A 12,269-nucleotide genomic window follows, 5' to 3' on the forward strand; every position below is an offset into this window, starting at 1 on the left:
TAGAAGAAGCAGGCGCGTTCACAGCGTGAGGCTCCCCACGCTGGTACCGCCGCAGACGTAGAGCACCTGACCGGTGACGAAGCTGTTGGCCGCGTCGGCGAAGAAGCCGACGGCACGCGCGACGTCGTCCGCTTCGCCCAGGCGGCGCACCGGTATCGAGGCGGCCAGCGCGCGCTCCCGCTCGCCGGCCTGCACGATGTCGTAGAACATGTCCGTGCGCACCGGCCCCGGCGCCACCACGTTGACGGTGATGCCCTCGGGCGCGAGCTCCAGCGCCCAGGTGCGCGCCATGCCCAGCATGCCGGCCTTGGTCGCGGAATAGCTGGTGCGCGACTGCGCACCGACGGCCGCGCGGGAAGACATCAGCACGATGCGGCCGAAGCGCTGATCGCGCATGGCGGGCAGCACCGCCTGCACAAGCTGCACCGCGCAGCCCAGGTGCAGGTCGACCAGCGCATCGAGGTCTTCGAGCTTCACGTCGGCGATCAGTGCCGGGCGAATGACGCCGGCGTTGTGCACCAGCGTCGTGACCTCGAACTGGTGCGCGAGCTGCCGCGTGGCGGCCGCGGTGGCGGCACGGTCCATCAGGTCGACCTCGATGCTGTGCACGCGCGGGTGCACGATGTCGCTCGCGCGCCGTGCCAGCGAGATCACCTGGTAGCCCTTGTCGAGCAGGTCCTGGCAGATCGCCTTGCCGATGCCGGCGCTGCCGCCGGTGACGGCCGCCACCTTGCGCGCGCTCATGCTGTCTGCTCCACCAGGGCGAGCACGCGCAGCGGGCTGCCGCTGCCCTTCTCGATCTTGAGCGGCGGGCAGATCAGCACCGCGCCGGACTCGGGCAGCAGGTCGAGGTTGCACAGGCACTGCAGGCCGTAGCGCCCGGCGCCGTGCATGTAGTAGTGGCACGGATACGGCGGGCGCAGGTGGTAGCCCTGCCCGGCATCGGTGCCGATGGCCTCGGAGCCGAAGCCCAGCACGTCGCGCTGCTCGACCAGGAAGCGCACCGCCTCGGCGCTCGGGCCCGGCGTGTGCTGCCCGGTCTCGTCGTAGTTCTGGTAGGCCTCGGGGTCCTCGCGCTTGGACCAGTCGGTACGCATCAGCACCCAGGCGCCCTTCGGGATGCGGCCGTGCCGCGCCTCCCAGTCCTCGATGTCCCGCAGCGTGAGCAGGTAGTCGGGGTCGTCCTTCACCTGCGGCGAACAGTCGATCACACAGGCCGCCGCCACGAAGTTCTGCGGCGGGATGGTGTCGACCGAATTGTTCGGCAGGTCGCGCCCGGAGATCCAGTGGATCGGCGCATCGAAGTGGGTGCCGGTGTGTTCGCCGCAGGAGAAGTTGTTCCAGTACCAGGCCGGCCCGCGCTCGTCGTACTTCGAGACCTCCTCGATGCGGAAGGGCCAGCACTGGCCCATCTCGGGCGGCAACGCGATCTGCGGAAAGTCGGGCGTGAGCGTCTGGGTGAGGTCGATCACGCGGATGCGGCCACTGGCCATCGCGCTCACCAGGCCACCGAGGATCTCGGTGGCGGACATCAGGTCGGTCGTGGGGGTCGTCATGTGGGCTCCTGCTCTCAGCTGCCGCCGTTGGCGAGTTCGCGTTCCAGCACCTTGGGGTTGTCGCGCCAGCGCTCCAGCCATTCCTGCGCCACGTCGCCGGGGTAGATGTCTTCCACCCCGTCGCGCAGCGCCTTGACGATGGCACTGGCCAGCGTGGCGGGCGCGAGCTTGGGCGGCGGCGTGTGCTGGTTCCAGTCGTCGTCGATCGGGCCGGGGAACACGTTCACCACACGGATGCCCGCGGGGCGCATCTCGGCGCGCAGGCACTGCGCCAGCGAATGGGCCGCCGCCTTCGACGCGCTGAAGGTGCCGTGCGGCGGGAAGTTCGCGAGCGCGTAGATCGACAGCAGGTTGACCCAGGCCGTGGCGCCGGTGGGGCCGTCGGCCGAACGGCCCTTGAGCGCCGGGCCGAACTCCTGCGCCAGGCGCAGCAGGCCGAAGTAGTTGACGTCCATCTCGGCCTTGGCCACGTCGGTGCCGCGGCGCGCGCCGATGCCGAAGGTGCGGTGCACCTCGGCGTTGTTGATCACGATGTCGACCTTGCCGCCGATGGAGGCCGCCAGCTCGGTCACCTGCCGCCCGTTGGTCAAATCCAGCGGGACCAGCGTCACCTGCGGCAGCGTGGAGATGTCGTCCAGGCCGTCGCCCATCTTCTTCCACGGCTCGGCATGGCCGACCCAGACGAGGTCGGCGCCGGCCTTGACCAGCGCGCGCACCAGGGCCTGGCCGGTCTCGGTCTTGCCGTCCGTCACCAGCACCTTGCGGAACTTGGGGTCGCTGGTCATCTCGCGCAGCATCTTGTCGTCGGCCATATGGGCACTTCCTTCCTTCGGGAAACCGATGAGCACGGCCTGGCCCGCGCGATCGAGATGGGCGCCCACGCACACGCGCTGCGGCGCCTCGCCGACCTCGCCGTGCAGGTGGACCATGAGCGTAGGGCCGGCGTCGAGCCGTACCAGGCCGAGCCGCCAGGGCAGTCGCTCGCGAAAGAACAGGTCGTTGCTGTGATGCAGCGTGGTGCTGCCGAGCAGTTCGCCCTCGCCGCCCTGCACGCGCCAGCGCAGCGCGGTCGAGAGGCAACGGTGGCAGACCTCGCGCGGCGGGTACTGCACCGTGCCGCACTCGTCGCAGGTCTGGAGTTCGAATCGGCCCTCGGCCGCGGCGGCCGTGAGGCCGAGCGCCACGCGGCCGCGCGCGCCGGGCGGCAGGTTCATCTGCCGGGTGCGCAGCACCGGGTTCTTGCGCGGGGGACGCATCATCGGCATGGTCATGCGGATCTCCCGAGGATGACGGCGCCCGTGCACAGGCAGCGGTCATACGTCACCATGCCGAAGCCGGCGACAAGACCCAGTTGTGCATCCGGCACGGCGCGCGCGCCGGCCTGGCCGGTGAGTTGACGGATCGCCTCGACCATGCCGAGGAAACCACCCGCCGCGCCCGCCTGCCCCGCCGACAGTTGCCCGCCGCTGGTGTTGTTCGGGAAGCTGCCGTCGAAGGCCATGGTGTGCGACCGCACGAAGGCCGGGCCCTCGCCCTTGTCGCAGAAGCCGAGGTCCTCGAACTGCATCATCACGATCACCGGGTAGTCGTCGTAGGTCTGGACGAAGTCGAGCGCAGCGGGGCCGACGCCGGCCTGCGCATAGAGGTCGTCGCGGTCCTGCAGCCAGCCGCCGCGCACCATCACCGGATCGTCGGAGAAGGCGTTGTGGCGCTCGATGGCGCCGCGCACCACGACATGCGCCAGGCCGAGGTCGCGGGCGCGCGCCTCGCTCATCACCAGGAAGGCATCGGCGCCGGCGCAGGGCATCACGCAGTCGAACAGGTGGATCGGGTCGGAGATCGGGCGCGCGGCCATGTACTCGTCGAGCGTGAGCGCCTTCTTGAACATGGCGTTCGGGTTGCCCAGCGCATTGGTGCGCTGGTCGACGCAGATGCGGCCGAAGTCCTCGCGCGTCGCGCCGTACTGGCGCATGTAGTTCGCGGTGATCATCGCGAAGATCGAGTTCGGGCCGCCGGAGCCGTACGGATAGCTGGCGTCGCGGGCGAAGTTGCTGAAGCTACCGAGCGTCTGACGGAAGGAGTCGACGTGGTTGGTGTCGGCACCGATGCAGGCGACGATGTCGGCATCGCCCGCCTGCACCGCGCGCGCGGCGCGCCGCAGGCACATCACGCCCGATGCGCCGCCGGTCGGCACATGGTCGAGCCAGCGCGGCGACAGGCCCAGGTGCTGCGTCACGCCCACGGCCGTGTCGGGCGCGAGCGAGAAGCTGCTGAGCGACAGGCCGTCGATGTCTTCCTTCGCGACGCCGGCGCCGCGCACCAGCGCATCGAGCGCCCGGCCGATGAACCAGTGGGCGCCCTCGGTGGCGTAGCGCACGTAGGGCACGGTGATGGGCACGGCCACCGCCACGCCGTCGTAGGAACTGCGTTTCGATGGAGCCATCACGCCTGCCTCTTCTTCATGGCACGCGTGTCGACACAGTGCGGTTGCGTCGGCAGGGCCTGCGCGAGCACGCGCAGCTCACCGCGCTGGATCTTCTGCGACGGGGTGAGCGGCAGCGCATCGACGAAGGCGACATAGCCCGGCGCCTTGTAATAGGCGAGCTGGGCCAGCGCGTGCGCCACGATGTCGGCCGCGATCGCCGGCTGGCGCTGCGCGTCGGCCGGTTCCTTGAGCACGATGCAGGCGAGCACCTCGTCGCCGCGCACCGCGTCGGGCGTGGCGGCGACGGCTGAGGCCTTCACCGCGGGGTGCTGGTTCAGCACGCTCTCGACCTCGACGGCAGAGATGTTCTCGCCACTGCGGCGGATGACGTTCTTCTTGCGGTCGACGAAGAAGAAGTTGCCTTCGGCATCCCGGCACACCAGGTCGCCGGTGTGGAACCAGCCGTCGGCCCAGGCCTCGGCGGTCGCCGCCTCGTCCTTCAGGTAGCCGGAGAAGAAGGCACGATGCGGATCGTCGCCGGCCGAGCGCACCCACAGCTCGCCCGGCGCGTCCGCGGCACTGGGTTGGCCGGCATCGTCGACCAGCCGCACTTCGACGAAGTCGGGCTGGCGGCCGAAGCAGGCGCGGCCGACCAGGCGCGGTTCGCGGTTGGCCATGATGCAGGCGGCCACGCCGGTCTCGGTCATGGCCCAGGCCTCCACCAGCGGGAAGCCGAAGCGTTCCTCGAAGGCGGCGTGGTGCTTGGGGTCGACGCCGGCGCCGAAGGCCCAGCGGATGGCATGGTCACGGTCGGCCGGCGACGGCGGCGCCGACAGCAGCATCGCCGGCATCACGCCCAGGTAGTGCACCACCGTCGCACCGCTGTCGCGCGCGCTCTGCAGCCAGCTGCGCGGATGGAAGCGGTCGAGCTGCACCAGGCAGCCGCCAGCGACCAGCACCACCATGGTCGAGCAGGCCATCGCGTTCATGTGCGTCAGCGGCAGCGGCGTCATCACGCGCTCGGTGTCGGGCCGGATGCTGCACACGCCGTCGAGCGCGGCGTACCAGCGGCCGGCGTTCAGGAAGTAGGTGTTCGACAGGATGCAGCCCTTGGGCCGGCCGGTGGTGCCCGAGGTGTAGAGCAGCGCGCATTCGGTGCCCGCGCCCACCGGCTCGTCGGCGCGTGGCGGCGCGGTGGTGGCGGACGGCACCGGGCCGTCGAGCGCCATGGTGGCGAAGGCGACCACGCCGGCCTGCGCGGCGGCGCTGCGCAGGTCGGCGGCCCGCTCGGGCAGCGTCACCGCCAAGACGACCTCGCTATGGCCGATCAGGTAGCTCAGCTCGGCCGAGCGCATGTCGGCATTCACCGGCACCACGCTGGCACCCAACGCATTCAGCGCGAACCAGTGGAACAGGAAAGCCGGCCGGTTCTCCAGCAGCAGCGCCACGCGGTGGCCGTGGCCGTAGCCGGCCGCCGCGTAGCCGGCGCGCAGCCGTTCGACCTCGGCCGCGGCAGCGCCCCATGCGATGGCGCCCGGCGCGATGCCGTAGGCCGCCGCGGTGACGGCTTCGGTGAACAGGAAGTCGGCCCCGGGCGTGCGGGCCGCGGTGGTGGCGAAGGCGTCGTGGACAGTGTGCATCGGGCGGTGCTCAGAGGCTCAAAGGAAGAGCTGCACCGCGGGCAACGCCGCGTCGCAATTGAGCAGGTTGACCCGCTTGAGCGTCATGCGCAGCGCACCGTCGACCACGGTCAGGTGGTGGAAGCAGGTGCCGACGTAGAACTGCAGCTCGTCGCCCTGCGACTCGGTGTAGTGGAATTCGGTGCGCAGCACGTAGCGGTTGGCCGACGGTTCATAGACTTCGACGGTGGGCACCTGCAGCAGGTGGTGGCAGCGGCTCGGCGGCTGCTGCGAGAAGGCCCGCGGGCTCTTGAGCCGCTCGATGCGCAGGTCGCGCAGCAGCTTGTCTTCGTACAGGTGCGAGGTGTGGTGGATGCCGTCCGGCTGGTCGGGCACCAGCGGGATCCAGTAGAAGGCGTCGTCGGTGAAGAGTGCGTTCCAGGCGTCGTACGCCCGCTCGTCGAGCAGGCGCGCCTCGCGCACCACGAAGTCGATCAGCGCCTCGCGCGCCGGTGCCGTGGGACTGGAGATATCGATGTCCGCCGCCATCACATGGTCTCCGTCATGTAGCGGCTCCAGGCGCGGTACTGGTTGCGCATGGGCAGCTCGCTGGTGCCCACGGTGGTGATCTCGCCGCCGCGGACCTCGGCCGCATCGTGGTTGCGGTGCAGGCTGACCCAGTCGTTGCCGCTGGCATGCAGGCCGGCCTGCATGCCGCGGTAGGCCTGCAGGTCGTCGTGGCCCACCACCGAGAAGGGGGAGTTGATGAGGCGGTTGTACATGGTGGTGCGCTGCAGCAGCTCGTCGGGCGCGCCCTTCAGGCGGAAGGTCCAGCTCTCGACCAGCGTGCGGTCGGCCGCGATCGGCCGCGCCACGCGGATCGACTGGATCGCGCCCTTGATCGTCAGGTTCGGGTAGTACACGGTGTTGTGCCGCGCCATGCCGAGGATCTGCGCCGTCTTCTCCTCGCCGTACTTCGCCTTCATCGCGTCGTCGTACGCGGGAATGGGTTTGTACTTGCTGTGGATGCTGAAGTGCACGCCGGTGAAGCTGTGGCCGTTGTCGTACGTGCGCACGCCCATGTCCTCGAAGAACTTGTAGTCGGACATGAAGGGCACGAACTGCTCGATGGCCATCGGCTTGGGCGCGTCGGCCGGCTGGCCGGCCCACATCGCCTTGGCGGTGCCGGCGGACGATTCGTGCGCCACCATCGGATGCATGGTGTCGTTCAGGTTCTCGACGAACATCTTCCAGTTGCAGGGGTGCATGAAGCGCAGGCAGCCACCGGCGATCTCCAGTTCGCCCTCGGGCGAGCGGTCGGCCATGTTGTCGATCGAGCTGAGCGAGTCGCCGAAGTAGCTCTCGAAGTCCGGCCCCACGTCGTTGATCTTCACGAAGATGAAGCCGCGGTACAGCCGCACGTTCTTCACGGTGACCAGGCCCTTGCCGGATTCGCAGTCGTGCAGCTGCGTGCCTTCGTAGCCGTTCTTCAGCGGGATCGCCAGCAGCGAGCCGTCGGTGCGGAAGGTCCAGGCGTGGTAGGGGCAGCGGAAGAACTTGCCGGTGTTGCCGCAGGGCGCGTTCACCAGCTGCGAGCCCTTGTGGGCGCAGCGGTTCATCAGCACCCGCACCGAGCGGTCGGTGTGGCGCACCACGATCAGCGGCCGGCCGGCGATCTCCACCCGGATGTAGTCGCCGGGCTCGGGCAGCTGGCTGTCGTGGCCGGCGTAGTTCCAGGTGTTGGCGAAGAAGTGCTCCTGTTCGAGTTCGAACAGTTCCTGGCTGATGTACAGGTCGCGGTGCACGCGGTCGGGCTGCACCAATGCGCGAACGGCGTCGGGGTTGCCTCGGTAGGTCGTCATCGTGTGGGTCCTCGTTCAGTGCCTTGCATCGCGTCAGAGGTCGAGCACCAGGCGGGCGCCCTTGGCGCGCGAGATGCAGATCTGCATCACGTTGCCCTCGGCCTTCTCGCGGGCGCTCAGCACGTAATCGCGGTGGTCGATCTCGCCGTCGATCACCGGCACGGCACAGACGCCGCATTCGCCGCGCTTGCAGTCGAACATCGGGTCGCAGCCGTTCTCGATCAGGCAGTCGAGCAGGCTCTGGTCGGCCGCCACGGTGAAGCGCTGGCCCGACTGTGCCAGTTCGACCTCGAACGGCCGGTCGCCCTCCTCCACCACCGGCTCGGTGAAGAGCTCGAAATGCACCCGCCCGGTCGGCCAGCCGCGCGCCTGCGTGGCAGCCAGCACCGTGTCGAGCATCACCTTCGGGCCGCAGAGGTAGAGGTGGTCCTCGGCGCTGCAGGCGCCGAGCAGTGCCGCAATGTCGAGCGGCCGGCCGGCCTCGGCGTCGGCATGCACCGACAGCCGTTCACCCAGCAGCTCGGTCAGTTCGGGCAGGAAGGCCATCAGGTCGCGACTGCGTCCGGCGTAGTGCATGCGCACCGGCGCGCCTTCGGCCACGCGGCGCGCGGCCATCGCGATGAGCGGCGTCACGCCGATGCCGCCGGCCACCAGCACGGTGGCGCCGCCGGGCGCGTCCAGCGGGAAGTCGTTCTTCGGCGCCTCGATCTGCAGCAGTGCGCCGGGCTGCACGTGCTCGTGCATGAAGCGCGAGCCGCCGCGGCCATCGGCCTCGCGGCGCACGGCGATGCGGTAGGCCCCGGGCGCCGCGGTCGTGGCGGGTCGGCCGTCGGTGTCGATCAGCGAATAGTGGCGCCAGTCGCTGCGGCCATCGGGTAGCGTCACCTGCACCCGCACATGCGCGCCGGGCTCGAAGCCGGGCAGCGGCGCGCCGTCGACCGCCTCCAGGCGGAACTGGCGGATCAGCGGATTGAGCAGGGCCGCCTCGGCGACGCGGACGGTGAGCTGGGCGGTGACGGGATGCGACATGGGCGGCGTTCCTCGAACTCAGGCCAGCGCATGGCGCGCGAGTGCGGCGCGCAGGCGGTCGCCGTGCTCGTCGGCCAGCGCGGCATCGCGCAACTCGCGCAAGGTGGCGGGTGCCAGTTGGGGGCCGGCGCGTTCGGCGGCATCCATCACCAGCGTGTAGTTGCGCAGACCGCGCTCGTGGGTGTCGCTGTAGCCCTTGACGAGCCGCTGGCATTCCGCGATCTCGACGGCCAGTTGCGAGTTGCGCACCGCGGCCTGGGCGATGCGCGCCAGCCAGGCCTCGATCAAGGCGTTCTCCTGCGCGAAGCGGACGGTCGAGCGGCGCCAGCGGCGTGCGCTCGCCACCGCCCGCAGCAGCAGGTAGCCGCCCAGCGAGCTGGTGCGTACCACCCGCCCCTCCTGCGTCAGCCGCTCGACCAGGCGGCGCGGCAGGCCGGAGTCGGCCAGCCAGCGGCCGATGCCGCCCGGCAGCGTCTCGCAGATCTCCTGCAGCCGCGGATGCATGTACTCGTGGATCGCCATCACCTGGCCGGGCTGCACCCGCGACTCCTCGCGCACCCGGTCGAAACGGGTGGCGCGGGTCTTCAGGGCAGCGACGCGGGCGGTGTCCTCGTACGACATCCAGAGCGCCAGATGCCGCGCGACGGCGTCGGCCAGGCGCGTGCCGTCGTCGGTCGTGCGTTCATAGAAGGGCGCGAGCCGGTCGAGGTAGGTTTCGGCGTAGCCGATGTCCTGGTAGTCGATCTGCCGGCGCACGCCTTCGAGCAGCAGCGCCTGCGACCCGGCGGGAAAGCGCTGCTGCACCCGTTCGACGAGCGCCCGCACCGCCGCATGGCGCGGCTGCGGCGGCGCTGCGGCGGCCGTGGGGGCGCCGGTGGCCGCTGGCGCGTCGCCCTGCTGCGCACGGTCGAAGGCAGCACCGAAGGCCTTCAGGCTCGGCTTCACGCCGACACCGCCGCGTTCGACGGTGGCTTCGAACTGGGCCCGGCTGAAGGGCAGCACGCCGGCGCCGGCGAGCGCACCGAAGAGCACCGCACTGATCACGCTGCCGGCTCGCTCGGCCGCCTCGGCCATGTCGAAGCGGATGTAGCGCTTGGCGGCGCGGTCGGCCTGGCGCTCCAGTTGGGCGCCGTCGACCCGGCCGTCGCCCATCGCCGACTTCTCGGCGATCGAGTACACGCGGTGGGTGGAGCCGATCAGCGTGGTCCGGTCGGCGGTGACGAGGCCGCGCTGCACCGCGCGGCCCGTCTCCATCAGCTCCGAGGCGAGCACCACGTCGACGTCGCCTGGCAGCGGCATCAGCGCCAGCACCGGACGGCCGCCGTCGGCCCGGGCGCGCGCTTCGGGGAACAGTTCGACGTAGTAGATGGTCGCGCCGGTGCGCTGCGCGACGCCGGGCACCGAGGTGGTCTGCGCGATGTAGCCGCAGTGCTCGCCGAGGTCGACGATCCAGTCGGCGAGCACGCCGCCGCCCTCGCCGCCCATGGCGAGGATCGCGATCTTGATAGGTTGTGCCGGGTTCATCGTGGGCGTTGTTCTGGTGTTCTTGTCTGCAGGCGTCAGAAGGCGTATCGGTCGCGCCGCCGCGCTTCGGCGCGCTGCAGCCAGCCGACCACGGCACCGCCGACCCGGTCGCGGGCACGGTCCCACCAGCTCGGGTTGCTCACGATCTGCGCCTTGTAGAACGACGGGCAGAGCACCGCCGCATGCGAGACGTCGCCGCAGTTGCCGCAGCCCACGCAGCTGTCGAGCACATGCGCCACCGGGTCGGTGCGCAGCGGATCGGGATTCGCCTTGATGGAGAGAGAGGGACAGCCCGACAGGCGGATGCAGGAGTGGTCGCCGGTGCAGGTGTCCGGGTCGACACCGAACTTCTCGCGCACCACGCGCTGGCCAGCGGCGACGGCCTTGCGCACCAGCGGCTTCTCGCGGCGCTGCTTGTTGAGCATGCATTCGGACTGCGCGATCAGCACCTTCGGGCCCTTCTCGCCGGTGGTGAGCGCCTCGCGCAGCAGCCGCCGCATGCCGGCCACGTCGTAGGTGCGGCGAATCGTCTTGACCCACTTGACGCCCACGCCGCGCACCGCCTGCTCGATCTCGTGGCCGGTGCTGCGCGTGGGGTTGTGCGCGGTCGACGACAGGATGTCCTGGCCGCCCGTCGCCGACGTGTAGTTGTTGTCGACCACGATGGTGAGGTTGTCGCTGCGGTTGAAGACCGCGTTGGCGATGCCGCTCGTCAGGCCGTTGTGCCAGAAGCCGCCGTCGCCCATCACCGAGATGGCGCGCTTGCCCGCCGGCACGTTGAGCGCCGCGGCACCGGCCGCGCCGAGCCCGTAGCCCATGGTGGTGTTGCCGAGGTTGAAGGGCGGCAGGATGGAGAACAGGTGGCAGCCGATGTCGGCGCTGATGTGGTGCGTGCCGAGTTCGCGCTCGACCAGCTTGATGGCGCTGAAGATCGGCCGCTCCGGGCAGCCGGTGCAGAAGCCCGGTGGCCGGGCATGCACCGTGTCGTCGATCGCGGCGAGCGCCGGCTCCGGCGCCTGGTCGACGCCGATCGACGCCACCGCCGTCAGCGGGATCACCTTTCGCGCCACCGGCACGACCGGCACCGGCGCGATGCGCTCGTAGCGCTCGAAGAAGGCGCGCGTCGCCTTCAGCAGCACCGCCGCGGTGTATTCCCCGGCCACCGGCAGCAGGTCCTTGCCGTGCAGCGCGGTGCCGCAGCCGGCCTGGCGCAGCAGCGTGGCCACGTTCTGCTCGACGAAGTTGGGCTGGCCCTCTTCCACCAGCAGCACCGCGCGCTTGCCTTGGCAGAAGCGCACGACCTCGCTGTCGATCACCGGGTAGGCGACGTTCATCACATAGAGCGGCACCTGCGAGTTGCCGTAGACGTCGGCCAGGCCGACGCGCTCGAGTGCGCGCATCAGCGTGTTGTAGCTGCCGCCCTGCACGATGATGCCGAGGTCGCCCGCGTCCTCGGCGAAGAACTCGTTGAGCCCGCGTTCTTCGATGAAGCGCACTGCCGCAGGCCAGCGGTCCTTCACCTTCTCCTGTTCGTGCACGAAGCTCGCTGGCGGCAGCACGATGCGCGAGACGTCGCGCTGCGGCTGCTCGAGCGCCTGCTTCAAGGTGAACGAGGGCGCGCGGTTGTCGGAGGCGACGAACTGCCCGTGCACATGGCAGGCACGGATGCGCAGCTGCAGCATGACCGGCGTGTGGCTCGCTTCGGACAGCTCGAAGCCCTGCTTCACCGCCTCGACGATCGACGGCAGGTTGGGCCGCGGGTCGAGCATCCAGATCTGCGACTTCATCGCGAAGGCATGGCTGCGCTCCTGCATGATCGAGGAGCCCTCGCCGTAGTCCTCGCCCACGATCACCAGCGCACCGCCGGTGACGCCGCCGGAGGCCAGGTTGGCCAGTGCGTCGGAGGCGACATTGGTGCCGACGGTTGCCTTGAAGGTGACGGCACCGCGCAGCGGGTAGTTGACCGACGCGGCCAGCGTGGCGGCCGCGGTCGCTTCGCTGGCGCTGTTCTCGAAGCGGATGCCCTGCTCGGCCAGGATGTCCTGCGCGTCGGCCAGCACGTCCATCAGGTGGGAGATCGGTGCGCCCTGGTAGCCGGCGACGTAGGCCACGCCCGATTCGAGCAGCGCCTTGGTCACCGCCAGGATGCCTTCGCCGCTGAAGACCTCGCCAGCGCCGAGCCGCAGCTTCTTGACCTCTTCGACAAACGAACGTTCAGCCATGATGCTCCTTGGAAGCCCCCATGCCACGAGGC

The 12,269-nt window shown here is 70.1% G+C and carries 10 protein-coding genes; all 10 read right to left on the reverse strand.

The annotated features are described in order from the left end of the window. Nucleotides 1–18: 18 nt before the first annotated feature. The 10 genes from ACSFA2_RS24195 to ACSFA2_RS24240 are packed head-to-tail and all read right to left on the reverse strand — an operon-like array spanning nucleotide 19 to nucleotide 12,237. Nucleotides 19–744 (reverse strand): SDR family NAD(P)-dependent oxidoreductase, encoded by a 726-nt coding sequence (locus ACSFA2_RS24195; protein WP_435457874.1) that lies wholly within the window; start codon nucleotides 742–744, stop codon nucleotides 19–21. Beyond that, a complete protein-coding gene (locus ACSFA2_RS24200; RefSeq protein ID WP_435457875.1) occupies nucleotides 741–1,556 on the reverse strand; it encodes a cyclase family protein in 816 nt (271 codons plus the stop codon). The genes ACSFA2_RS24195 and ACSFA2_RS24200 overlap by 4 nt, the downstream gene beginning before the upstream one ends. A 14-nt stretch (nucleotides 1,557–1,570) precedes the next feature. Continuing rightward, a complete protein-coding gene (locus ACSFA2_RS24205; RefSeq protein ID WP_435457876.1) occupies nucleotides 1,571–2,827 on the reverse strand; it encodes an SDR family NAD(P)-dependent oxidoreductase in 1,257 nt (418 codons plus the stop codon). Next, nucleotides 2,824–3,999, reverse strand: a complete 1,176-nt coding sequence (locus ACSFA2_RS24210; RefSeq protein WP_435457877.1) for a thiolase family protein — start codon at nucleotides 3,997–3,999, stop codon at nucleotides 2,824–2,826. Before ACSFA2_RS24210 ends, ACSFA2_RS24205 begins: the two co-directional genes overlap by 4 nt. Then, nucleotides 3,999–5,621, reverse strand: coding sequence for an AMP-binding protein (locus ACSFA2_RS24215; protein WP_435457878.1), 1,623 nt, complete (start codon nucleotides 5,619–5,621; stop codon nucleotides 3,999–4,001). The genes ACSFA2_RS24210 and ACSFA2_RS24215 overlap by 1 nt, the downstream gene beginning before the upstream one ends. Nucleotides 5,622–5,639: 18 nt before the next feature. Continuing rightward, entirely contained in the window at nucleotides 5,640–6,149 is a 510-nt protein-coding gene (locus tag ACSFA2_RS24220) for an aromatic-ring-hydroxylating dioxygenase subunit beta (protein WP_435457879.1), read from the reverse strand. Continuing rightward, a complete protein-coding gene (locus tag ACSFA2_RS24225; RefSeq protein ID WP_435457880.1) occupies nucleotides 6,149–7,462 on the reverse strand; it encodes an aromatic ring-hydroxylating dioxygenase subunit alpha in 1,314 nt (437 codons plus the stop codon). Before ACSFA2_RS24225 ends, ACSFA2_RS24220 begins: the two co-directional genes overlap by 1 nt. A 33-nt stretch (nucleotides 7,463–7,495) precedes the next feature. Continuing rightward, the gene (locus ACSFA2_RS24230) at nucleotides 7,496–8,491 is read right to left on the reverse strand and encodes a PDR/VanB family oxidoreductase (RefSeq protein WP_435457881.1); all 996 of its coding nucleotides are present in this window, start codon (nucleotides 8,489–8,491) and stop codon (nucleotides 7,496–7,498) included. Between the two features lie 18 nt (nucleotides 8,492–8,509). Next, complete coding sequence (locus ACSFA2_RS24235; protein WP_435457882.1) at nucleotides 8,510–10,015, reverse strand: indolepyruvate oxidoreductase subunit beta family protein; 1,506 nt, start codon at nucleotides 10,013–10,015, stop codon at nucleotides 8,510–8,512. 35 nt (nucleotides 10,016–10,050) lie between these two features. After that, nucleotides 10,051–12,237 carry a thiamine pyrophosphate-dependent enzyme gene (locus ACSFA2_RS24240; protein WP_435457883.1) on the reverse strand — a complete coding sequence of 729 codons (2,187 nt, stop codon included), beginning with the start codon at nucleotides 12,235–12,237 and terminating at the stop codon, nucleotides 10,051–10,053. Nucleotides 12,238–12,269 lie beyond the last annotated feature (32 nt).

Source organism: Variovorax cryoconiti, from assembly GCF_051216395.1.
In the GTDB taxonomy this organism is placed as follows: domain Bacteria; phylum Pseudomonadota; class Gammaproteobacteria; order Burkholderiales; family Burkholderiaceae_C; genus Variovorax.

Excerpts from the sequence above, each read along its gene's own strand:
- ACSFA2_RS24195 (WP_435457874.1), bottom strand. The coding sequence starts at position 744 with ATGAGCGCGCGCAAGGTGGCGGCCGTCACCGGCGGCAGCGCCGGCATC.
- ACSFA2_RS24200 (WP_435457875.1), bottom strand. The coding sequence starts at position 1,556 with ATGACGACCCCCACGACCGACCTGATGTCCGCCACCGAGATCCTCGGT.
- ACSFA2_RS24205 (WP_435457876.1), bottom strand. The coding sequence starts at position 2,827 with ATGACCATGCCGATGATGCGTCCCCCGCGCAAGAACCCGGTGCTGCGC.
- ACSFA2_RS24210 (WP_435457877.1), bottom strand. The coding sequence starts at position 3,999 with ATGGCTCCATCGAAACGCAGTTCCTACGACGGCGTGGCGGTGGCCGTG.
- ACSFA2_RS24215 (WP_435457878.1), bottom strand. The coding sequence starts at position 5,621 with ATGCACACTGTCCACGACGCCTTCGCCACCACCGCGGCCCGCACGCCC.
- ACSFA2_RS24220 (WP_435457879.1), bottom strand. The coding sequence starts at position 6,149 with ATGGCGGCGGACATCGATATCTCCAGTCCCACGGCACCGGCGCGCGAG.
- ACSFA2_RS24225 (WP_435457880.1), bottom strand. The coding sequence starts at position 7,462 with ATGACGACCTACCGAGGCAACCCCGACGCCGTTCGCGCATTGGTGCAG.
- ACSFA2_RS24230 (WP_435457881.1), bottom strand. The coding sequence starts at position 8,491 with ATGTCGCATCCCGTCACCGCCCAGCTCACCGTCCGCGTCGCCGAGGCG.
- ACSFA2_RS24235 (WP_435457882.1), bottom strand. The coding sequence starts at position 10,015 with ATGAACCCGGCACAACCTATCAAGATCGCGATCCTCGCCATGGGCGGC.
- ACSFA2_RS24240 (WP_435457883.1), bottom strand. The coding sequence starts at position 12,237 with ATGGCTGAACGTTCGTTTGTCGAAGAGGTCAAGAAGCTGCGGCTCGGC.